The 20,336-nt window shown below is 65.6% G+C and carries 21 protein-coding genes and 1 pseudogene; 16 read left to right on the top strand and 6 right to left on the bottom strand.

Going from position 1 to position 20,336, the window contains the following annotated elements:
• Nucleotides 1-155 precede the first annotated feature (155 nt).
• Genes DK926_RS24675 through DK926_RS24685 form a run of 3 tightly spaced genes read left to right on the top strand, consistent with a single transcriptional unit; the run spans nt 156 to nt 2,228 of the window.
• Complete coding sequence (locus tag DK926_RS24675; RefSeq protein ID WP_068427059.1) at nt 156-635, top strand: phosphoribosyltransferase; 480 nt, start codon at nt 156-158, stop codon at nt 633-635.
• On the top strand, nt 632-1,135 hold the full coding sequence (locus DK926_RS24680) for an alpha/beta hydrolase (protein ID WP_114332595.1): 504 nt from the start codon (nt 632-634) through the stop codon (nt 1,133-1,135). Before DK926_RS24675 ends, DK926_RS24680 begins: the two co-directional genes overlap by 4 nt.
• 10 nt (nt 1,136-1,145) lie before the next feature.
• On the top strand, nt 1,146-2,228 hold the full coding sequence (locus DK926_RS24685) for a M20/M25/M40 family metallo-hydrolase (protein ID WP_114332596.1): 1,083 nt from the start codon (nt 1,146-1,148) through the stop codon (nt 2,226-2,228).
• Here DK926_RS24685 and DK926_RS24690 read toward each other — a convergent pair.
• Nucleotides 2,189-3,214, bottom strand: coding sequence for a LacI family DNA-binding transcriptional regulator (locus DK926_RS24690; RefSeq protein WP_114332597.1), 1,026 nt, complete (start codon nt 3,212-3,214; stop codon nt 2,189-2,191). The genes DK926_RS24685 and DK926_RS24690 overlap by 40 nt on opposite strands.
• Nucleotides 3,215-3,408: 194 nt before the next feature.
• Between DK926_RS24690 and DK926_RS24695 the strand changes: the two genes are divergently transcribed.
• Genes DK926_RS24695 through DK926_RS24730 form a run of 8 tightly spaced genes read left to right on the top strand, consistent with a single transcriptional unit; the run spans nt 3,409 to nt 10,356 of the window.
• Complete coding sequence (locus DK926_RS24695; RefSeq protein ID WP_114332622.1) at nt 3,409-4,251, top strand: BtpA/SgcQ family protein; 843 nt, start codon at nt 3,409-3,411, stop codon at nt 4,249-4,251.
• A 3-nt stretch (nt 4,252-4,254) separates the two neighbouring features.
• Nucleotides 4,255-5,151 (top strand): carbohydrate kinase family protein, encoded by an 897-nt coding sequence (locus tag DK926_RS24700; RefSeq protein ID WP_114332598.1) that lies wholly within the window; start codon nt 4,255-4,257, stop codon nt 5,149-5,151.
• Nucleotides 5,148-6,158, top strand: coding sequence for a substrate-binding domain-containing protein (locus tag DK926_RS24705; protein ID WP_114332599.1), 1,011 nt, complete (start codon nt 5,148-5,150; stop codon nt 6,156-6,158). Before DK926_RS24700 ends, DK926_RS24705 begins: the two co-directional genes overlap by 4 nt.
• The gene (locus tag DK926_RS24710; RefSeq protein WP_068427045.1) at nt 6,158-6,916 is read left to right on the top strand and encodes an ATP-binding cassette domain-containing protein; all 759 of its coding nucleotides are present in this window, start codon (nt 6,158-6,160) and stop codon (nt 6,914-6,916) included. The genes DK926_RS24705 and DK926_RS24710 overlap by 1 nt, the downstream gene beginning before the upstream one ends.
• Complete coding sequence (locus DK926_RS24715) at nt 6,913-7,947, top strand: ABC transporter permease (protein WP_068427043.1); 1,035 nt, start codon at nt 6,913-6,915, stop codon at nt 7,945-7,947. Before DK926_RS24710 ends, DK926_RS24715 begins: the two co-directional genes overlap by 4 nt.
• Entirely contained in the window at nt 7,944-8,972 is a 1,029-nt protein-coding gene (locus DK926_RS24720; protein WP_068427097.1) for a phosphotriesterase, read from the top strand. The genes DK926_RS24715 and DK926_RS24720 overlap by 4 nt, the downstream gene beginning before the upstream one ends.
• Before the next feature lie 8 nt (nt 8,973-8,980).
• The gene (locus tag DK926_RS24725; protein ID WP_114332600.1) at nt 8,981-9,733 is read left to right on the top strand and encodes a glutamine amidotransferase; all 753 of its coding nucleotides are present in this window, start codon (nt 8,981-8,983) and stop codon (nt 9,731-9,733) included.
• The gene (locus tag DK926_RS24730; protein ID WP_114332601.1) at nt 9,730-10,356 is read left to right on the top strand and encodes a TenA family protein; all 627 of its coding nucleotides are present in this window, start codon (nt 9,730-9,732) and stop codon (nt 10,354-10,356) included. Before DK926_RS24725 ends, DK926_RS24730 begins: the two co-directional genes overlap by 4 nt.
• 61 nt (nt 10,357-10,417) lie before the next feature.
• On the opposite strand, the gene DK926_RS24735 is transcribed toward DK926_RS24730, so the two are convergent.
• Nucleotides 10,418-11,431 carry an NADPH:quinone reductase gene (locus tag DK926_RS24735; protein ID WP_114332602.1) on the bottom strand — a complete coding sequence of 338 codons (1,014 nt, stop codon included), beginning with the start codon at nt 11,429-11,431 and terminating at the stop codon, nt 10,418-10,420.
• A gap of 131 nt (nt 11,432-11,562) precedes the next feature.
• On the opposite strand from DK926_RS24735, the gene DK926_RS24740 reads away from it, so the two are divergent.
• A complete protein-coding gene (locus DK926_RS24740) occupies nt 11,563-12,069 on the top strand; it encodes a DinB family protein (protein ID WP_114332603.1) in 507 nt (168 codons plus the stop codon).
• 4 nt (nt 12,070-12,073) lie between these two features.
• On the opposite strand, the gene DK926_RS24745 is transcribed toward DK926_RS24740, so the two are convergent.
• Together DK926_RS24745 and DK926_RS24750 are read right to left on the bottom strand one after the other, a co-directional pair.
• On the bottom strand, nt 12,074-12,577 hold the full coding sequence (locus DK926_RS24745) for an SRPBCC family protein (protein ID WP_114332604.1): 504 nt from the start codon (nt 12,575-12,577) through the stop codon (nt 12,074-12,076).
• Nucleotides 12,574-13,385 (bottom strand): annotated as a pseudogene (locus DK926_RS24750) (SDR family oxidoreductase). The gene DK926_RS24745 and the pseudogene DK926_RS24750 overlap by 4 nt, the downstream one beginning before the upstream one ends.
• 131 nt (nt 13,386-13,516) lie before the next feature.
• Here DK926_RS24750 and DK926_RS24755 point away from each other — a divergent pair.
• On the top strand, nt 13,517-14,533 hold the full coding sequence (locus DK926_RS24755; protein WP_114332605.1) for an ABC transporter substrate-binding protein: 1,017 nt from the start codon (nt 13,517-13,519) through the stop codon (nt 14,531-14,533).
• Nucleotides 14,534-14,596: 63 nt separating this feature from the next.
• Here DK926_RS24755 and DK926_RS24760 read toward each other — a convergent pair whose 3' ends face one another.
• Together DK926_RS24760 and DK926_RS24765 are read right to left on the bottom strand one after the other, a co-directional pair.
• Entirely contained in the window at nt 14,597-15,076 is a 480-nt protein-coding gene (locus tag DK926_RS24760) for a MarR family transcriptional regulator (protein ID WP_114332623.1), read from the bottom strand.
• 25 nt (nt 15,077-15,101) lie between these two features.
• Nucleotides 15,102-16,586, bottom strand: a complete 1,485-nt coding sequence (locus tag DK926_RS24765; RefSeq protein WP_114332606.1) for a cryptochrome/photolyase family protein — start codon at nt 16,584-16,586, stop codon at nt 15,102-15,104.
• 119 nt (nt 16,587-16,705) lie between these two features.
• On the opposite strand from DK926_RS24765, the gene DK926_RS24770 reads away from it, so the two are divergent.
• The 3 genes from DK926_RS24770 (at nt 16,706) to DK926_RS24780 (ending at nt 20,302) form a co-directional block, all read left to right on the top strand.
• On the top strand, nt 16,706-18,382 hold the full coding sequence (locus DK926_RS24770; protein ID WP_114332607.1) for an alkaline phosphatase D family protein: 1,677 nt from the start codon (nt 16,706-16,708) through the stop codon (nt 18,380-18,382).
• A gap of 113 nt (nt 18,383-18,495) precedes the next feature.
• Nucleotides 18,496-19,338, top strand: coding sequence for a rhodanese-related sulfurtransferase (locus DK926_RS24775; RefSeq protein ID WP_114332608.1), 843 nt, complete (start codon nt 18,496-18,498; stop codon nt 19,336-19,338).
• 58 nt (nt 19,339-19,396) lie between these two features.
• Complete coding sequence (locus DK926_RS24780; RefSeq protein WP_114332624.1) at nt 19,397-20,302, top strand: pseudouridine synthase; 906 nt, start codon at nt 19,397-19,399, stop codon at nt 20,300-20,302.
• Nucleotides 20,303-20,336 lie beyond the last annotated feature (34 nt).

Below are 20,336 nucleotides of genomic sequence, written 5' to 3' on the forward strand. Positions count from 1 at the left end.
CGACAAACGACTCGCCCAAGGCAAAAGCAAACGCGACATCATCCGCTGCCTCAAACGAGCCGTCGCCCGCGAAATGTTCCAGCTACTCACACAAAAAATCGGAAGTTGACACTCATAGGAGCATCACGGGTGCCGAAGGCGCCATAATCGCCACTATGAGCGAACCCGCGCGCGAAGTCTTGACCTGGGAAGCGTTCGGCGCCGCGTCCCGCGAGCTGACCGAGAAGATCGTCGACGACGGATTCGTCCCGGACATCGTCATCGCCATCGCTCGCGGTGGCCTCATCCCCGCGGGCGCGATCGCCTACGCGATGGGCGTCAAGGCCGCGGGGACGCTGAACGTCGAGTTCTACTCCGACATCGAGGAGACGCTGCCGGACCCGATCGTGCTCGAGCCGCTACTGGACACCGACGCCGTCGTCGGCAAGCGGCTTCTCGTCGTCGACGACGTCGCCGATTCCGGGCGTACGCTCGCCCTCGTCGTCGAACTGTTGAAGAAGCACACCGACGAGGTGAAGTCGGCGGTCATCTACACGAAACCGCGGTCCATCGTCGCCCCCGACTTCTCGTGGCGTGAAACGGACCGGTGGATCAACTTTCCGTGGTCGACCCTGCCGACCATTTCGAAATCATGAGTGCGCGACTGCTTTTCGTTCACGGCGCCGGGGGATACCTCGACGACAGGCCCCTGGCCGACGGCATCGGCGAGATGCTCGGTCTCGAGACGGGCATGCCGGAATTCTCGGGCGACGACATGTCCTTCGAAGGATGGGCGACGCCCCTTCGTTGCAGGCTGGACGCGCTCGGTCCCGACGACCGTGTCGTCGCACACTCTTTCGGCGCGTCGATTCTGGTACGCGTTCTGGCGGAGGAACCGCGACCTCTTCGCACGGCCGTCGTGCTCGCGATGCCGGACTGGTCGCCGCGCGGTTGGGACGTGCCGGACTATGCGCTCGGGGACGCCGAGCCCGAAACCGTTCTGTCGCTACATCATTGTCGTGACGACGACGTCGTACCGTTCGACCATCTCGCGCTGAACGCCGCAGCCCTGCCGTCGGCCCGTGTCACCGTTCATGCGACGGGTGGACACCAATTTCTCGGCCTCGAGAACGGTATCGCCGACGACATCCGGTAGAACTGACGACATGGACTCGACCGGACTGCTTCAGGAACTCGTCGCCCGACGCACTGTGTCGGGCGACCCGGATCCGCAGCGGCTGACCATGGAGACCGTTGTGTCCGTGGTGAAGTCGAGGGTAAGCGCCGTGGACGTCCAGGGTGAACCGGACGGCGCGCACCCCTGGTTGCTGCTCACCAACGATGCGCCGCCGTCGGCGAAACGACTCGTGTTCGCATGCCACGTCGACACGGTGCCACCCGGTGACCTCGTGCACTGGGAGTTCGATCCGTTCGCCGCATCGGTCGAGAACGGTCTACTGCACGGCCGCGGTACGTCGGACATGAAGGCGGGACTCGTCGCCGCGACGGCTGCAGTGATCGACGCGGCCGAGCGCGGTATCCCGATCGCGCTGCTGCTGACGAGCGACGAGGAAATCGGGTCGCTCGGAGCGCAGGCGGCCCGGCATGCCGTTGCCGACTGTTCGGTGGGTGCCGTCATCGTTCCGGAGGCGACCGGGAACGGTGTGCACCTCGGACATCGTGGCGCGTTGTGGCTCGAAGTCGCGACGAAAGGCGTTGCTGCGCATGGAAGTACGCCGCAGAAAGGCGAGAGCGCCATCATGAAGCTGGTCGACGTGCTGGCCCGTGCGCGCACCGAACTCCCTCTCGCAGAAGACCCGTTCCTCGGCGCCGAGACGTTCAACGTCGGCACGATCGGCGGCGGTTCGGCTCCGAACATCGTGCCCGACGCGGCGCAGGTGATCGTCGATCATCGCACCGTCGGAACCGGAGAGAACCTGCTCGCCTGGTGGCGCAGTCAGCCGGAGGTCCACAGCGTCGACGCCCGGATCGACCTCCCGGGCGTGCGGACGCCTTCCGACGATCCGTGGGTGCGCTCGCTGGCCGCCGCTGTCGCCGAAGGCCCGGTCACGTACTTCACCGACGCGTCGATTCTGGCGGCTGCCGCGCCGTCGGCCCCGATCGTCGTCTGGGGCCCGGGAACTCCCGCCTTGATGCACGCCGCGAACGAGAGCGTCTCGCTCGCGGAGGTCGACGCCGCCGCCCGGGCCTACACCGCGGTGGTGCGTGCCTGGCCGACGGTCGACTGACGTACTACCAGTTCGGGTTTCAGTGCGATGTGCGCGGCGCCGGTGACGGTGTCGTTCATCGCCTGATCCAACAGACGGGCGGCCTCGATCGCAATGCGTTCCTGGGGTTGACGCACCGTCGTCAGCGGGGGACTGCTGAGTGCCGAGAACGGAATGTCGTCGAAGCCGGTGACCATGACGTCGCCCGGTACGGACAGTCCGAGTGCGCTGCACGACTGCAGAACGCCGAGCGCGATCAGATCGTCGGCGCACACCACGGCGTCCGGGCGCGAGCCGTTGTCCAAGATGGTATGTGACGCCGCCCGTCCCCATTCGATGGAGTACGAGCCGAGGAGCGTCCACTCTTCGCGCGTCTCGATTCCCACCCGCGCGGCGTGGCGGAAGAACCCTGCTCTGCGTAGCTCGGTGGACGAGTTGGTCAGCGTCGAACTGATGAAAGCCGCGGTCCGCACACCCAGGGAGTCGAGATGGTCCATGACGAGAGCCTGCGCGGCATCGTCGTCGACGCCGACCCAGTCCGTGTGCGTGTCCTTGGCGAAGCGGTCGAGTTGCACGACCGGGAGCGCCTTCGCGCTCGTGCGCACGGCCTCGGCGGAACGCGCTCCGTGGCACGGGCTGATGATGATGCCGTCGACCTGACGGGACACCAGACTGCGCAGTCGCTGCGCTTCGACGTCCGGGTCCGAGCGTGAATCGCACAGGAACAGCTGGAGGCCGCGCTGCGACAGAACATGTTCGACGTTCTCCACGAGCGAGGTGAAGAACGGGTTGGCGATGCTGGGCACTACCATGCCGACGGTGTCCGTTCTGCTGCGACGGAGCGAGCTGGCGATGATGTTGCCCGAGTAGCCGAGGTCGTCGGCGGCTTTGCGAATGGTTCGGGCCAGCTCGTCCGAGACCGGTCGGGAGCCGGACAGCGCTCTCGACACGGTTGCCGTCGAGACGCCTGCACGCTCTGCGACGTCGCGGATGGTTGCCTTGCGCATTCGTCTCCTTTCGAGTGCGAGATCAGCGAACCGACGGGTCTGGAAGACCCTGGGTAACACAATAGAGGCAATCGTTTACATAAACGACTCGAGAAATCCTTGACACAACCAGGTGTCGATCGCCTACGGTGCATGTACGCAAGGCAATCGATTACATCCGAACGTTCCGCAGTTCAGTCCAAGGAGCAGTTTTCGTGAGTACGTCCTCGCTGGGAGTCTTCCCGGCAAAGCCGTCGGCGCTGGCCGAGATGTTCACCGGCAGCCCGTCCCTCGTCGGCGCGATTCACCTTCCGGCGTTGCCAGGGAGCCCGCACTACAAGGGCATGCCGGTATCCGAGATCGCAGCCTTCGCCGTGGAGGAGGCCCACGCCTATATCGACAACGGATTCGACGGGGTCATCGTCGAAAATCATTGGGACATACCGTTCCTCAAGCCTGGTGAACATGGATACGAGACCGCGGCCAGCATGGGCGTCGTGACGGCGGCCGTCGTGGGCGAGTTCGGCAAGAGCGTCGGCGTCTCCATCCTGTCGAATGCGGGTGAATGCGGTGTCGCCGCAGCGTGGGCCGCAGGTGCCGGTTTCGTTCGCGTCAACCAGTGGGCCAATGCCTACGTCGCCAACGAGGGATTCATCGAGGGTCAGGCTGCCAAGACCACCCGATTCCGCCATCGCATCGGCGCCGATCCGGTGCGGATCTTCGCGGATGTGCACGTCAAACACGGTGCGCACGCCATCGTCGCCGACCGCACCATCGCGGAGCAGACCGAGGACGCCGAATTCTTCGACGCCGACGTGCTCATCGCGACCGGTTCGCGCACCGGCGACGCCGCCTCCGTCGACGAGGTGTCACTGATCAAGTCGAACACCGTTCTGCCCGTCATCATCGGGTCCGGCATCACCGCCGAGAACGTCGCGACGTTGATGAAGGAGTGCGACGGCGCGATCATCGCCTCGTCCGTCAAGGAGAACAGCCGCTGGTGGGGCCGCGTCGCAGGCGACAAGGTCCGTACCCTGGCTCGTGCGGCGGGCAAGTAAGTCATGATCGTCTTCTGCGGATACGCCAACAACGATGTGACAGTGCAGGTTCCGCATGTACCCGTGCTCGGTGAGCGTGTCCAGGCCACGTCGATCGTCTCTATCGACGGCGGCATGAACGCCAACGCTGCGGTGTCGGCCGCACGGATGGGCGCGCGGGTCTTCTTCGCGGGTGCCGTCGGGCCGGACGTGCGGTCGACCGAGTTTCTCGAGAATCTCGAACGGGGCGGCGTCGACACGAGTTGGGCGCCGCGCGACGCGTTCCTGTCGACGGCCGTGGTTCTCATCGCCGACGGTGGGGATCGCTCGATCATCAGCCAGGACGACGCCAACGACGCGGGCCGGATCGCCGCGGTGATACGGAGAATCGCAGACGCAGGTGGCGGACGGTTGTTCGTCGACGGCTACCGAGCGGCGTTCCTTCCCGAACGTCTGCCCGACGGCGTCGACGTCGCAATCGATCTCGACGGGTGCGAGGATCGCGACGCGGCGCTGCGTGCCTTCGCGCTCGCCGATCACGTCATCGTCGGGCGCAGCCTGTGGGAGCGGGCCTTCGCCATCGACGACGCCCGATCCGCCGAACTGGCCTCGCAGCACGACACCTACCTCGTCCTTACCGACGGCGAGCGGGGCTGGACCCTCGTGACCCCGACCGGCGAGGTCACCACCGAACCTGCTGTTCAGGTCGACGTCATCGATGCCGTCGGCGCCGGAGATTGCTTCTGCGGCACCTATATTGCCTTCGTCGACGCGGGAACACCTCCTGTCGACGCGGCACGTCTCGCCGGTGCCTCCGCCGCGTTGGCCTGCGCGACCGCCGGCCCGCGCGGCTGCCCGACTCGCACCGAACTGCTCGCCTTCATGAACCACAGCTCACTCGACCTCCAGGAGATCCCATGATGAAACGCGCTCTTCCGCTCGTGGTCGGCGCCGCACTGGCGCTGTCACTCACCGCCTGTGACTCGGCGTCGTCCAGCGACACGGCCGACGGCTCGACCGCAGCGGCGTCCATCCCGGAGCCCAGCCGCGTCGCCGAGGCCTGCGAAGGCAAGAACGGCACGTTGAAGGTCGGTCTCGTGACGATCAACCTGCAGGCGCTGTTCTTCAACCAGATCAACACCGCTGCACAGAAGATCGCCGATCGGACCGGCGTCGACCTGCAGATCATCAGCGGCAACGACGACTCGGTCACGCAGGCCAACGCGTTCGACAACCTGATCGCCTCCGGTGTGGACGCGATCATCGTCGACGCGATCGACACAGACGGCATCAAGCCGTCGATCGTAAAGGCAGACGCGGCCGGCATCCCCGTCGTCGCCGTCGATGCCGTCGTCGACGACCCTGCTCTGTCGACCCAGGTCGGAACGGCCAACGAGGAGGGGGGTAAGCAGATCGGCGAAACCCTCACCGAGATGTCCGGCGGCACAGGCACAGTCGGAATCGTCGGTGCGTTGAACAGTACCGTCCAGCTCGAGCGTCAGAAGGGCTTCACCGACACCGTGTCCGCCGCGGGCATGACCGTCGGAACCGTCGTCGACGGCCGGAACATCCAGGAGAACGCGCAGGCCGCGGCCGAGAACTTGCTGACCGGCAACCCCGACATGGAGTACGTCTACGCGACCGGTGAGCCTGCGCTGATCGGACTGGTCGCCGCGGTGAACAGCCAGAACGCACAGGATCGTGTCCAGGCCGTCGGCTGGGATCTGTCCGACCAGGCCGTCAGCGCACTCAACGCAGGCTGGCTGAAGGGGGTCGTACAGCAGAACACCTTCGAGTTCGGCTACGAAGCCATGAACGCCGCCATCGACCTCGGCTGCGGCCGCGAGGCGCCCGCCGACATTCCGGTTCCGACGCAGATCGTCACCCCGGACAATGTCGACGACTACCTCTACTACCTGGAGAAGTGATGGCACCTACGAGCGCGCCGTTGATCGAACTGTCCGGGATCACCAAATCGTACGGCCCGGTGAAATCCCTACGCGGAGTCGATCTTCGACTGTCCAAGGGTGAAGTACTCGGGGTCGTCGGAGACAACGGCGCCGGCAAGTCGACGCTCATGAAGATCCTTGCCGGCGCCGTCCAACACGACGGTGGCGAAATGCGAGTGAACGGCGAACCGGTGAAGTTCTCGACGCCGCTCGACGCGCAACAGAAGAAGATCGGCATCGTCTACCAAGATCTGGCGCTGTGCGACACGCTCGACGTCGCCAGCAATCTGTTCCTCGGGCGCGAGCCACGGAAGGGCCCGTTCCTCGATCGCCACGGCATGCATTCCAAGGCCGCCGAGATCCTGGCCGACCTGCACGTCAAGGTGAAATCGACGTATCAGGAGATCGGTCAACTGTCCGGTGGACAGCGCCAGACCGTCGCCATCGCGCGTGCCGTGTCGTTCCGACCCGACGTACTCATCCTCGACGAGCCGACGGCCGCGTTGGCCGTCGCCGAGGTGGAATCGGTGCTGAAGCTGATCACCGACGTCGCAGCACAGGGGGTCGGCGTCATCCTGGTGACGCACCGACTGCAGGACCTCTTCCGGGTCTGCGACCGCATCACCGTCATGTACGAGGGTGAGAGCGTCGACGACGTACCCATCGGCGATCTGAACATCGAGTCGCTGGTCGGGCTGATCACCCGCACACCTGTTCCGCAGGGAGGACAAGCATGATCACCATCGACAAGAGCGCGCAGCCGTCCGTGAGCACGCTCGCGGCCAGGCCCACGTTCTGGCAGTCGCTGAACAAACCGACGCTCGCGATGCTGGCCGTCACTGTCGCTGTGGCACTGGTGTTCTCGGTGACGACGTCGTCGTTCCTGACCTTCACCAACATCTCGAACCTGGCGACGCAGATCGCGCCGGTGCTCATCATCGCGGTGGCGATGACGTTCGTGATCACGACGGGGCAGATCGACCTGTCGGTCGGTGCGACGGTCGCATTCGTCGCCGCGATGAGCGCCGAACTGATCCAGGCGGGTGTCGATTCGTCGATCGTGTTCGTCGCCGCTCCGCTGATGGGGGCGGCGTGGGGTTTGGTCAACGGTTGGCTCGCTGCGTATCAAGGCATTCCGCCGTTCATCGTCACGTTGGCGACACTGTCGATCATTCGCGGTATCGCGCTGTACCGCACCGAGGGATTCTCGGTCCCGATCACGCCGGACACGTACTTCGCGAAACTCGGCACCGCGTCGTGGCTGGGCTTCTCGGCGAGTGCATGGATCGCGTTGATCGTCGTCGTGATCGGTGCTGTCGCGTTGAACCGCACGAGGTTCGGACGCTACGTCACCGGAATCGGTTCCAACGTCGAGTCGGTGCGACGCTCGGGCGTCAACACCCGTCGCGTCCTGATGATGACGCTGGTGTTCACCGGCCTCGCTGCCGGCATCGCCGGTCTGCTCATCGCAGCGCGTCTCGGATCGGGATCGGCCAACTCCGCCAACGGATTCGAGCTCACGGTCATCACGGCCGTCGTTCTCGGTGGTACCAACCTGTTCGGTGGCCGCGGCACCGTCGTCGGTACGGTCATCGGTGCGGTGCTGACCGGCATCATCGCCAACGGCCTCACGCTGCTGGGTGTCAGCCCGTTCCTGACGCCGATCATCACCGGAATCGTGCTGCTGGTGGCGATCTGGATCAACATGCGCGGCCATTCGCTGGCGCAGCTGTGGAAGCACCTGCAGAGCGCACCGGGCGGACAGTGAGAATACAGACGGTCACCGGCCCGATCGACTCGTCCGAACTCGGCCTCGTTCTGCCGCACGAACACCTGCACAACGACGCATCGGTGGCGTACAGCGAGTCCTCCGACCCGCGTGTCGCCGAAATTCTGCAGGGGCAGGTCAGGGCCGAGGACGCGTGGCTGCTGCACGACAACCCGTACCACAGCCTCGACAACTGCCGGGTCGACGACGCGGCGGCCGTGCTCGACGACCTGAAAGCGTTCGCGGACAACGGCGGAACGACGGTCGTCGATCTGACCCCGCCGGGAATCGGTCGTCGACCGGAGATTCTGGCCGAGTACTCGGCGGCGTCGGGAGTCCGCGTCGTGATGGGCTGCGGTTGGTACCTGGAATCCACGCACCCGGCCGAGGTCGAGGAACTCGGCGTCGACATGCTGGCGGCGTCGTTGATCGAGGAGTTCGCGCCCGGTGACCGCCCGAGTCCCGGCGTGATCGGCGAGATCGGTGTCTCGCCGTGGTTCACGCCCAACGAGGCCAAAGCGCTGAGGGCGGCGTGTGTGGCCCAGCGGGAAGTGAACGTCCCCCTGTTCGTTCACCTTCCGGGCTGGAAGCGGTACGGCCACGACGTCCTCGACATCGTCGTCGACGAGATGGGCGTCGATCCGGGTTCGGTGGTGTTGTGCCACATGGACCCGTCGGGCAACGACCCCGAATATCAGTGTTCGATCGCCGACCGTGGCGTGTACCTCGAATTCGACATGATCGGAATGCCGTTCGAGTTCCCGGGTGAAGGGCAATCGCCGTACCCGGCAGAGACGGCACTCGCGATCCAGGGTCTGGTCGGCGGCGGCTATCGCACGCAGTTGCTGCTGAGCCACGACCTGTTCCTGAAATCGATGCTCCGCAAGCACGGTGGCAACGGATTCACCTATGTACCGGTTTCGTTCGCCGCACGATTGGTGCGCGGCGGAATGGAACCGGAGCACGTGTCCTCGCTGATGCGAGACAACCCCAGGGCGCTCTTCGAGCACGCCGGAAAAGGATAGAGAGTTTCATGGGCAAGAAAGTTCTGATCGCAGGCGAAAGTTGGATGACGACGTCCACGCACGTCAAGGGCGTCGACGAGTTCACCGTGCATTCGTACGTCGAGGGTGTCGGGCCACTGAAGGACGCGCTGACCTCGCGCGGCCACGACGTCGTGCACATGCCGGCCCACCTGGTGCCGACGCAGTTCCCGGGTACGGCCGAGGCGCTCGCCGAGTTCGACGTCGTCGTGCTGTCGGACATCGGCGCCAACTCGATTCAGTTGGCGCCGGGGGTGTTCGACCGTTTTCAGCCCGGTGAGGACCGTCTCGCCGCGTTGCGTGACTGGGTTGCCGCCGGTGGCGCGTTGATGATGATCGGCGGGTACTTGTCGTTCTCCGGTTTCCAAGCTCGCGGTGCGTTTCGCCAGACCGCGTTGGCCGACGCGCTGCCGGTCACGATGCTGCCCGAGGACGATCGCGTCGAAACTCCCGCGGGCATGGTGCCGCAGGTCGACGACCCGTCGCACGCCGCACTCGGTGGCGCAGGAACGGAATGGCCGGGACTGCTCGGATACAACCGCGTCGTCGCGAAGGACGGCACCGCCGTGCCCGCGACGATCAACGGCGACCCGCTCGTCGTGGCGGGGGAGTACGGTACGGGCCGTTCGGTGGTCTTCACGTCGGACTGCTCGCCGCACTGGGCGCCCCCGGAGTTCTGCGAGCAGTGGGCGGGGTACACCGACCTGTTCGACGGCCTGATCACGTGGGTAGCGGGGGAATGAGTCGCGCGGCCGCGCTGGTCGAGCGTCATCAGGTGGCTCTCGCGGAGTCGCGCGCGGTGACGTTCATCGCCGAGTCCATCGCGGGGACGCTGTCGGACAACGGTTTTCGACGATATCTGGTGATCGAGGAGGCGTTCGTGCTGACGGCCGTGCGCATCCTCGGTCTCGTGGTGGCGGAGTCGGAGTCGTTGGACGACGCCCGCGACCACGTCGTGTCGATGTCCAACCTCGTCGGCGAGCAGCGTGACTACTTCACCGATCTACGCGAGAAGTTCCCGTACGACGGCGATGTCGATGCGCTGGTGGCCGAGTCGTCGGTGCTGTCGAGGTATGCATTGGGTCTGGCGCGTGAGCACGGACGAGCCGCAGCGCTCGTCGGGATGTTCGCGGCCGAGACGCTGTACCTGTCGTGGTGCCGTGAAGCGCTCGCGTCGGACGTCGAACGTGAACCGGCACTGCAGGATTGGGTCGTCATGCACACCGAGCCTGCGTTCGTCGCGCAGGTGGAGGCGTTGGCGCGTGAGGTCGATGCACTGCCCGCACGTATCGACGACGCCACCCTCGACGACTGGTTCTCCGGGATGTTGCAGGCGGAGAACCAGTTTCACGGGGTGGCGGCATAGCCTCACGTGCGTGGGAATGTATAGCCCGCTCTACATTCCCACGCACGTGGGCCGAAGGCCCCTAGATGTCGATCAGCACCTTGCCGACGGCACCGTTCTCGACGGCGTCGTGGGCGGCCGCGGTGTCCTCGAGCGAATACCGGTGCAGCGGAAGGCCCGCCGCCTCGCCGACCTCGAGGACGCCTGCCCGTGCTGCCTCGCTCACGTCCTCCTGCGCAGCCTTCAACGCCTGGTCGCCGACCGTGTACAGCAGCACGAACTGGTAGCGCGCGTTCGAAATCATGTGCGGCCGGATGTCGAGGGTGAAGGCGTCGCCGCCGTTGTTCGCGTACACCGCGATCGATGCACGGTTGCCCGCGACAGCTGCGTTCAACTTCGCGTTCTGCGCGGGCGCGACCTCGACGATCAGGTCGACACCCTCGGGCGCGATCTTCTTGATCTCGGCCTCGGCGTCACCGGTCTTGTAGTTCACGACGTGATGAGCGCCTGCCGCGGTGGCGAGTGCACCCTTCTCGGGACTGCTGACAGTCGTCACGACGGTCGCGCCCGACCATCGCGCCAACTGAATCGCCGCATGTCCGACGGCCCCTGCCCCACCCGCGACCAGGACGGTCTTGCCCTGCAGCGCACCGGGGTGCAGACGCGTCGGCCCGTCCTCGGACACCGTCAACGCGCGGTGCGCGGTCATGGCAGGAACGCCGAGGCTGGCGCCGACGTCGAAGGACACCTCGGAGGGCAGCCGCACCGCATGCTCGGCGAGAACGACCGTGTACTCCTGCGCGGTGCCCGTCGGCCGCTGGTACTGGGAAAGATAAAGCCACACGCGATCGCCGACGGCCAGACCTTCGACGCCCGGTCCCGCCGCGTCGACGATTCCGGCTCCGTCCTGATTCGGTACGACCTCGTCGAATCCGAGGGAGCCAGTGGCGCCGGTGCGGTTCTTCCAGTCGGTCGGATTCACGCCGGACACGACGACCTTGACCCGGACCTCACCCGGACCGGGCTCACCGGGCTCTCGCTCGACGAGGTTCAGTACGGAGGACGGTCCGGTCTCGGTATACGCAATTGCCTTCATTCTCTGTGCAACGGGCGTCGCGGTGATGAAAATTCCGAACGTGGGTATGCGCTTCGCACCCGTGCGCGAAAAGTCGGCCCAGAGGCCAACCAACCGCGCACGGGTGGCGAAGCCGCACAGAAGGAGCCCCGATGAATCATGCCGCTGTACTCGTCGACGCGTTCGAACGCATCAAGGGCGTCGTCCACGACACTCTCGACGACATTCCGGACCAGGCTCTTACCTTCCGCCCGGATTCCGACGCCAACACCGTCGCGTGGTTGATCTGGCATCTCACGCGCGTGCAGGACGATCACGTCGCCGGCGTCGCGGGCAGCGAGCAGGTCTGGACGGCGGACGGCTGGCACGAACGGTTCGCGCTTCCCTTCGACGCGAGCGACATCGGGTACGGACAGAGTTCCGACGACGTCGCGGCCGTCACGAGCAGCGCGGAGTTGCTCCGCGACTACCACGACGCCGTCCACGCCAGGACGAAGGCGTACGTCGAGTCGCTGACCGCGGAGGACCTCGATCGCGTCGTCGACGACAACTGGGATCCTCCGGTCACCCTCGGGGTCCGCCTGGTGTCGGTGGTGTCCGACGACCTTCAGCACGCGGGCCAGGCGGCGTACGTCCGAGGACTCTTCTCGCGAGCGTAGGCGGCTAGCTCGTCGTCGCGTAGGCCTTCTGCAGATTGTCCAGCGTCTTCCGGATGTTGCGACGCTGGAACTGCGGGAACGTCCTGCCGCGGGTGACGACCTTGTCGAACACGAGGGCAGCGACGTCGGGCCACTTTCGGCGGTCGTCGGTCCACGTCTCGGTGACCTTCGTTCCGCCGTCGACGGACTCGAAGTCGTAGCGCCACGTGGCGTTCGCGGCATTCAGGCGAGGCTTCTTCACGCCGATCGCGTGAACCCGAAATTCGAACGCCTTGCCGGGATCGGCGACGGTGACCGTGCAGCGGGTCACCCACGTCGCGCCGCCGCGCTTGTTCCGGCCCACGAAGTGCATTCCGACGTACGCAGTGTCGCGTGGGTCGGTCACGACGGCTCCGAGATTCTCCGGACTCCAGTCGCCCATGTTCGTGGGATCGCTGATGGCGGCGTACAGGGTGTCCGGATCGGCGTTCACCACGACGCTGTCCGAGACGGTCATCTCACGGGTCATCGTCCCCTCCGAAGTCCGGGATGGTTGCGAGCGAGGATGGGTACCAACAGCTTTCGGGGCGTCACCGCGGCGAACACCGACGCGACGCGGTTGACTGTCCCCGGAATCGCGACCATCCGGCCCTTGGCCATACCGTCGACGCCGGTCTTGGCGACGACGTCGGCGGGCATCCACATGACCGACGGCAGTGCGGCTTCGGCGTCCTCCTTCGAGAAACCCGCTGCCTCACCGAAGCCGGTGTCGACCGGGCCGGGGCACAGGGCAGTCGCGGTGACGCCCCCGTGCCGTTCAGCTCTCCGGTAAGGCTCTGTGTGTAGGACAGAACGAACGCCTTGCATGCGCCGTACCCGGCCTGGCCGGGGAGGGGCTGGAACGCGGCGGTCGACGCGACATTGAGGATCGCGCCGCGTCGTCGCGACGTCATGCCGGGGAGGAACCGGCTGCACAGGTCGACGACGGATGCGACGTCGACCTCGATCATGTTGAGCTCCGCCTCGGGATCGGACGCAGCGACGGGCCCGAGCGTGGACAGTCCCGCATTGTTGACGAGGATGTCCGGCGTCAGGCCGAGGGCTTCGATGCGGCCCAGCAAAGCTGCGCGATCGGACCGCTTCGACAGGTCTGCGGCCAGCACGTGCGCTGTGTCGCCGAGTTCGGCGGCCAACGCGGCCAACTTGTCCTCGCGCCGCGCGACGAGGGTGACGCCATGACCACGCCGGGCGAGTTCGCGGGCGATCTCTTCACCGATGCCCGAGGACGCGCCGGTCACCACTGCCGTGCGATCGGGGCCTGGCTTGGGAAGGCTCATGGGACCACCGTACGTGTCTCGAAGTTTCATGGAATTTGAAATTTCAGAGTAGGTAAGCCTATGGTAAACCGCCTGTGAGCAGAAATGTATAGAGGGCTATACATTCGCGCTCACCTAGCGAAAGGGCTTCGATGCGACACCTCCCTCTCCGGCGCACCGCGATGCTGTCCGGCTTCCTGGCTGCAGCCCTGGTCGTCGCGGGGTGTAGCTCGTCGACCGACGACACCACCGCGGACGCGTCGGGCAGCGGTTTCGAGACCGTGACGATCGATTCCGCACTCGGCCAAGCGGTCATCACCGAGAAGCCCGAGCGCATCGTCACTCTCGGCATGGGGTCCGCCGAGACCGCGATCGCGCTGGGCACCGTGCCCGTCGGTATCGAGGAGTACCAGTGGGGGAGCGACGACACCGGCTATCTTCCGTGGATTCACGACGCAGTCGCCGCCGACGAGCTACCCGAACAATTCACCGGCGGAACGGAACTGAACATCGAGGCCGTCCTCGCGCTCGATCCCGACCTCATCCTCGCGCCGTGGTCCGGCATCACGCAGGAGCAGTTCGACGCGCTGAACGACTTCGTTCCCGTCGTCGCGTACGAAGAGCAGCCGTGGACCATCACGTGGGAAGACCAGATCTCCGTCATCGGCAAGGCCATGGGTGAGGAAGCCAAGGCCGCCGAGGAGATCGAGAAGATCAAGAGCCAGTTCGCCGACGCCACCGCCGCCCACCCGGAGTACAAGGACGTCACGTTCTCGTACATCTACAACACCGGGCCCGCGACGCTCGGCGTGTTTCTCGCCGAGGAACAGCGCGTCGCGATGGTGCGTGCACTCGGCCTGGAGGTCGACCCCGTCGTCTACACGCTGGACGAGACCGAGGGCACCGACTCGGCGGTCATCGGGCTCGAGAACGCGAATCTGCTGAACGATTCGGATCTGATCTTCACGTTCTACTCGGACGCCGAGAACCGCGCGGAGACCGAAGCCCAGCCCGCCTACAACCAGATTCCGGCCATCGGGCGTGGGTCCGTCGTCGCGCCGATCGAGCAGCCGTTCGTGACCGGGTCGTCGATCATCAACCCGCTGACCGTGCCGTGGGCACTCGAACGTTACGTGCCGATGATCGACGAGGCCGTCGGAAAGCTGTAGTGCGGCTGCGCCACCCGTGCGCGGTTGGTTGGCCCAGAGGCCAACTATCCGCGCGCGGGTGCGTCAGCGCCCGTCCCGTTCCTCCTTGAACCGAGTCCACTCGCTGCGGAGCATGCGGTTGTCGATGATCCATCCCATGTAGTCGCGCATGTTGAGGACACGGAGGTAGGCCGGACCGTTCGGGTCGGCGTACTTCAATGCCTCGGTCGCGAGCGCGCGTTGGTTCTCGAGGTATGCGTGCTCGTTCTCGAGAAAGCCGCCCCACACGTCGGAATCCATGACGTAGTAGTGCATCCGGTCTTTCGGCCGCCGCACCTGTTTCACGAACCCGCGTGCGATGAGGCGTCGGATGTAGTTCGACACCGATCCGCGGGAGGTGCTCAGCGCCTCCGCGAGCTGAGCGGCGGTGACGCCGGATGATTCGTCGACGAGCAGGTAGCCCATGATCCGACCCTCGATGCGCGACGCGCCGCCGGACTGCCAGTAGTCGGCGAAGCGTTCGACGAACCAGTCGGGGAACGTTTCTCCACTGGGTCCCGACATGTTCGGTGATTCTGCCACGGGCCGTTCAGTACACCTCGCGCTGGCGCTCCTGTTCGAGCACCTGATCCAGGTCGGCCAGCCGGTTCATCGACGACACCTGCCTCGCAGTTCGGTGGTTCTGTGCCAACCGATCTCGGTGCTTGTGTACGAACGCCCAGTATCCCGCGGTGAACGGACAGGCATCCGTGCCCAGTCGCTTCTTCGGGTTGTATTCGCATCCGCCGCAGTGATCGGTCATGCGGTTCAGATACGCGCCGCCCGACGCGTACGGCTTCGTCGCGATCAGACCGCCGTCCGCGTGTTGGCTCATGCCGATGACGTTGACGGGCATGACCCACGCGAAGCCGTCGACGAACCGCGTCGCGAACCATTCGGTCAGCGCTTTCGGGTCGTAGCCGCGCTGCAACGCGAAGTTGCCGAGGATCATCAGTCGCGGAATGTGATGGACCCACCCGCGGTCGCGGAGCTCGGACAGAGTGTGCGACAGGCACGCCGCGACCGGTTCGTCTCCGTGCAGATCGTCGAACCACTCCGGTAGCGGTTCGTGAGCGTTCAGCTCGTTCCTGTCGAGATACTCGGGACCGAAATGCCAGTACAGGTGCCACACGTATTCGCGCCACCCGAGGATCTGACGGACGTAGCCCTCGGCCGACGACAGAGGCGCGTCGCCGTCGCGCCAGGCTTGTTCGACGGACTCCGCGACGTCCAGGGGCTGCAACAGCCCGAGATTCAACGGAACCGACAGCAGCGAGTGAGCCATCGTCCAGTCGTCGGTCATGACGGCGTCCTCGTACTTGCCGAAGTCCGGAAGACGATAGGAGACGAAGTGTTGCAACGCTTTTCGTGCTTCGTCCGCGGTGACGGCGAACACCCGCGGGCCGTCCTCGCCCACGGTGTCGAGTTCCATCTCGTCGAGGTCCGTGCGGACCTGCTCGTCGATCTCGTCCTCCTCGGGCCACCACGGTGCGTCGACGCCGAGCGTGACGCGCTTCTTCGGCGGCGGCTCACGGTTGTCCTCGTCGAGATTCCACCGTCCGTCGACGGGTTCGTCGCCTTTCATCAGGACGTCGAAGCGCCTGCGCTGATCGCGGTAGAACGTCTCCATCAGAAAGTGAGTGCGATTTCCGGCCCACTCGGCGAAATCGCCGCGGCTGAGCGCGAACATCGGCGTCGGCAGCACGTCGACGACGAGGCCTTCCTCGGACAACGTCTCGACGAAGCGCTCTGCCGAGTGCGACGTGGGTTCGAACACGAGGACGGGCCTGCCGAACTCCTCCAGCGCGTCCCGGTAGGTCTCGGTGCGCAGGTAGGTCGCGCGGTCGCCCAGTTCGTCGGCGAGATGACGCATCCCCGACAGCACCAGATGCAACTTCTGGCGATGGAACCGTCGTCGTCGTAGAACGCGGGCGCTCTCGACCAGCAGAACATCCCGATGTCCGTGCTCTTCCGTCGAATGGAAATGCGGCCCGAGTTGATCTCCGAAGAGCCACAGCGGATCGGAGGATGTCATGGACCGGAGAGTGCTCGGATCGATACCTCGGCAAACCTCGCCGTGTATCTCCGGTGAACTTTCGAGCCCGGTGGCCAGGTCGACTTGACCACGCGCCGAAGTTCGAATGAACTAGCTCGGTGCGCGACAGACAAGGTGTGTCCAGGCGGGGATTTCTGCGTTCGTCATCGGTAGCGATCGCGGCGGCTGGAGCAGCATCGGCGATGCCTGCCGTCGCCTACGCGCAGGGAACGGAGTTCGTTCCGTTCCAGCACGGCGTCGCGTCCGGGGATCCGACGCCGGATGCAGTCGTTCTGTGGACGCGCGTCACACCTGGTCCCGACGCCACTCCTGGGTCCGGGCTCGGTCCGGCGACGACCGTTCGGTGGCGCGTGGCCACTGACCGCGAACTGACGATGCTCGTGCGCAGCGGCACGGTCGTCACGGACGTCGCCAGCGACCACACCGTCAAGATCGACGTCGACGGCTTGTCTCCCGCGACGACGTACTACTACTGCTTCGAGATCCAGACGGGCGAGACGGCCGGGACGCAGTCCGCCGTCGGAACCACGCGCACCGCGCCGAGCAACGACGCCGACCTCGAACGGGTTCGTTTCGGTGTCGTCTCGTGCTCGAACTGGGAGTCGGGCTTCTTCGCCGCGTACCGGCATCTCGCGGATCGACGGGACCTCGACGCGATCATCCATCTGGGCGACTACATCTACGAGTACGAGACAGGCGGCTTCGCAGGCAAGAACGGCGTTGTCCGGCAACACGATCCGGTCCACGAAATCGTCAGCCTCGACGACTACCGAATCCGCCACGGCCAGTACAAGAGCGACCCGGACCTGATGGCGGCACACCTCGGAGTGCCGTGGATCTGCACGTGGGACGACCACGAGAGCGCCAACGACGCGTACGACGGGGGCGCCCAGAACCACCAGCCCGAGACCGAGGGGCCGTGGGCCGAGCGCAAGGCCAATTCGGTGCAGGCCTACTACGAGTGGATGCCGGTCCGCGCCGCCGGAACACCGCAGAACCGTCACCTGTATCGACGGCTTCGTTTCGGCAACTTGCTCGAGCTGTCCATGCTCGATCTGCGCACCTATCGGTCGCAGCAGGTCTTGCCGTTCCAGGGTGGCGACGTCGACTCCCCGAACCGCACCATCACCGGCAAGGACCAGATGGAGTGGCTGACGGAAGGCATCGTGTCGTCGCCGACGCGGTGGAAGATCGTCGGCAACCCCGTCATGATCACCCCGGTTCTGCTGCCGCCGCTCGAGAGCGAGGCCGCGCGCGGTCTGACGGCTCTGCTGAACATCCCGGAGGGCGGACTGCCCTACAACGCGGACCCGTGGGACGGCTACACGGCCGACCGCGCGCGTCTGCTCGGCGCGATAGCGGACAACGGAGTCACGAACACCGTCTTCATCACCGGTGACATCCACTCTGCGTGGGCCTGCGACATCCCGCAGGACGCGTCGCGCTACTTCGAGACGGGCGGCGTCGCCACCGAGCTGGTCGTGACGTCGGTGACGTCGGCGAACATCGACGATCTGACCACGACGCCGCCGCACACCCTCGGCCGCGTCGCCGAATCCGCGCTCATGACGTTGAACCGGCACATCCGCTACGTCGACCTCGACAGCCACGGCTTCGGAGTGTTCGAGGTGACGCCGACGGGCGTGCAGATGGATCACTGGTACCTCGACGCCAAAGAAGACCCGCTGACCCGCGTGTACTGGGGTGCGGGTTTCACCGTCGCCGACGGGGTTGCCCGAGTCGAGCCTGCGCCCATGCCGGTTCGGGCGGACTGAAACACCCTGCTGTCCGACCGAATGTCACGTTCGGTCACCTGGAGTGACCGGATGCGGCCATTCGCTCCCCGCCGATTCGGACCCGGCCCGCCGACCACGGCATACTTGCAGCCATGGCTGTACCGAAAATCGTCCTGTTCTACGTGTTCACCCCGCTGCCGGACCCCGAGGCCATCCGGCTCTGGCAGCACACCCTCGCCGCATCGAACAACCTAACCGGCAGGATTCTGATCTCCGAACACGGGATCAACGCGACGGTCGGCGGTGACGTGAACGACGTCAAGAAGTACGTTCGCGGCACCCGCAGCTACGCCCCGTTCAAGAACGCCGACATCAAGTGGTCGGAGGGTCTCGGCGACGACTTTCCGCGCCTGAGCGTCAAGGTGCGGGACGAGATCGTCACGTTCGGCGCGCCCGACGAACTGAAGGTCGATGCAGACGGCGTGGTCGGCGGGGGAGTGCACCTCAGCCCGCAGCAGGTGCACGAACTGGTCGGCGAGCGCGGCGACGACGTCGTCTTCTTCGACGGACGGAACGCATTCGAGGCGCAGATCGGCAGATTCGAGAACGCCGTCGTGCCGGACGTGGAGACGACGCGCGATTTCGTCGCCCAGCTCGATTCCGGTAAGTACGACCACCTGAAGAAGAGCCCGGTCGTCACGTACTGCACGGGCGGCGTGCGCTGCGAGGTGTTGTCGTCGCTGATGCGGTCGCGCGGGTTCGAGGAGGTCTATCAGCTCGACGGCGGAATCGTTCGGTACGGAGAGACCTTCGGCGACGACGGGTTGTGGAAGGGGTCGCTGTACGTCTTCGACAAGCGGATGACGACCGATTTCTCGGATCACACCGAGGTCATCGGCCGATGCACGGTCTGCGCGAACCCGACGTCGCGCTACCAGGACTTCGACGACGACGGACGCGGCCTGCGCCTGGTGTGCATCGACTGTGCCGTCTGAGAGCTCCGGTGGGGTCATTCCGCAGGCTCCACTCCCGTCTGACACCTCCGGTGAGGTCATTCCGCAGGCTCCACTCCCGCTGCCGTTCCGGGATGGGCTGGCGCCGTTGCGGATTCGACTTCCGCACGGCGACGTCGCCCGAACGCTGCTCGAATTCCTGACGCGCGAACACCCGATGGATCCGTGGATCGATTCCATGGCCGCCGGCGAGGTCGTCGACGAGAAAGGTCGACGCTGGGATGCCGAATCGCGGTACGCTCCCGGCCGATTCGTCTACTTCTACCGGGTTCCGCCGCCGGAGATTCCGGTCCCCTTCGACCTCGACGTCCTGTACGACGCGGACGGCATCGTCGTCGTCGACAAGCCCCACTTCTTGGCGACCATCCCGCGCGGCATGCACGTCACCGAGACCGCGACAGTGCGGCTGCGTCGCATGTTCGACGACGCGGATCTGACGCCGGCTCATCGACTCGACCGCGCCACCGCCGGTGTCCTGCTGTTCACGCGCGACGTGGCATTACGGCGCCCGTACCAGGAACTCTTCTCGACCAGGCAGGTCCTGAAAGAGTACGAGGCGATTGCCGTCTACGACCCGTCGCTCGAGTTTCCGCGAACTGTGCGCAGTCGAATTCTCAAGGACCACGGCGTCATGGTCGCCCGAGAGGAGCCGGGCGAACCGAACAGCGAGACGCGCATCGAGCTGATCGAGGAACTCGGCGATAGGGCGCGCTACCGGTTGTTCCCGCACACGGGCCGTACGCACCAACTGCGAATTCACCTGTCGTCGTTGGGCATTCCCATCCAAGGCGATCCGTACTACCCGGATTACACGCGCACGGCCGCAGATGACTTCGGCACCCCGCTGCAGTTGCTCGCGCGTGCAGTCGAATTCGACGACCCGATCACCGGGGAGCGTCGCAGATTCGAAAGCCGCCGCACCCTCGCCGGCTGGACGCTCACGTAGTTGTCAGGCGCACGCCACATTGCTGGCCAATTGT

The sequence above is a fragment of the Rhodococcus sp. Eu-32 genome, assembly GCF_003336925.1.
Taxonomy (GTDB): Bacteria; Actinomycetota; Actinomycetes; order Mycobacteriales; family Mycobacteriaceae; genus Rhodococcoides; species Rhodococcoides kyotonensis_B.

What these genes read in the sequence shown, in the direction of transcription:
- DK926_RS24765 (WP_114332606.1), bottom strand. Translation starts at nt 16,586, where the DNA reads ATGACATCCTCCGATCCGCTGTGGCTCTTCGGAGATCAACTCGGGCCG.
- DK926_RS24745 (WP_114332604.1), bottom strand. Translation starts at nt 12,577, where the DNA reads ATGACCCGTGAGATGACCGTCTCGGACAGCGTCGTGGTGAACGCCGAT.
- DK926_RS24760 (WP_114332623.1), bottom strand. Translation starts at nt 15,076, where the DNA reads ATGTCGGGACCCAGTGGAGAAACGTTCCCCGACTGGTTCGTCGAACGC.
- DK926_RS24730 (WP_114332601.1), top strand. Translation starts at nt 9,730, where the DNA reads ATGAGTCGCGCGGCCGCGCTGGTCGAGCGTCATCAGGTGGCTCTCGCG.
- DK926_RS24700 (WP_114332598.1), top strand. Translation starts at nt 4,255, where the DNA reads ATGATCGTCTTCTGCGGATACGCCAACAACGATGTGACAGTGCAGGTT.
- DK926_RS24680 (WP_114332595.1), top strand. Translation starts at nt 632, where the DNA reads ATGAGTGCGCGACTGCTTTTCGTTCACGGCGCCGGGGGATACCTCGAC.
- DK926_RS24755 (WP_114332605.1), top strand. Translation starts at nt 13,517, where the DNA reads ATGCGACACCTCCCTCTCCGGCGCACCGCGATGCTGTCCGGCTTCCTG.
- DK926_RS24735 (WP_114332602.1), bottom strand. Translation starts at nt 11,431, where the DNA reads ATGAAGGCAATTGCGTATACCGAGACCGGACCGTCCTCCGTACTGAAC.
- DK926_RS24710 (WP_068427045.1), top strand. Translation starts at nt 6,158, where the DNA reads ATGGCACCTACGAGCGCGCCGTTGATCGAACTGTCCGGGATCACCAAA.
- DK926_RS24715 (WP_068427043.1), top strand. Translation starts at nt 6,913, where the DNA reads ATGATCACCATCGACAAGAGCGCGCAGCCGTCCGTGAGCACGCTCGCG.
- DK926_RS24740 (WP_114332603.1), top strand. Translation starts at nt 11,563, where the DNA reads ATGAATCATGCCGCTGTACTCGTCGACGCGTTCGAACGCATCAAGGGC.
- DK926_RS24690 (WP_114332597.1), bottom strand. Translation starts at nt 3,214, where the DNA reads ATGCGCAAGGCAACCATCCGCGACGTCGCAGAGCGTGCAGGCGTCTCG.
- DK926_RS24725 (WP_114332600.1), top strand. Translation starts at nt 8,981, where the DNA reads ATGGGCAAGAAAGTTCTGATCGCAGGCGAAAGTTGGATGACGACGTCC.
- DK926_RS24675 (WP_068427059.1), top strand. Translation starts at nt 156, where the DNA reads ATGAGCGAACCCGCGCGCGAAGTCTTGACCTGGGAAGCGTTCGGCGCC.
- DK926_RS24775 (WP_114332608.1), top strand. Translation starts at nt 18,496, where the DNA reads ATGGCTGTACCGAAAATCGTCCTGTTCTACGTGTTCACCCCGCTGCCG.
- DK926_RS24705 (WP_114332599.1), top strand. Translation starts at nt 5,148, where the DNA reads ATGATGAAACGCGCTCTTCCGCTCGTGGTCGGCGCCGCACTGGCGCTG.
- DK926_RS24685 (WP_114332596.1), top strand. Translation starts at nt 1,146, where the DNA reads ATGGACTCGACCGGACTGCTTCAGGAACTCGTCGCCCGACGCACTGTG.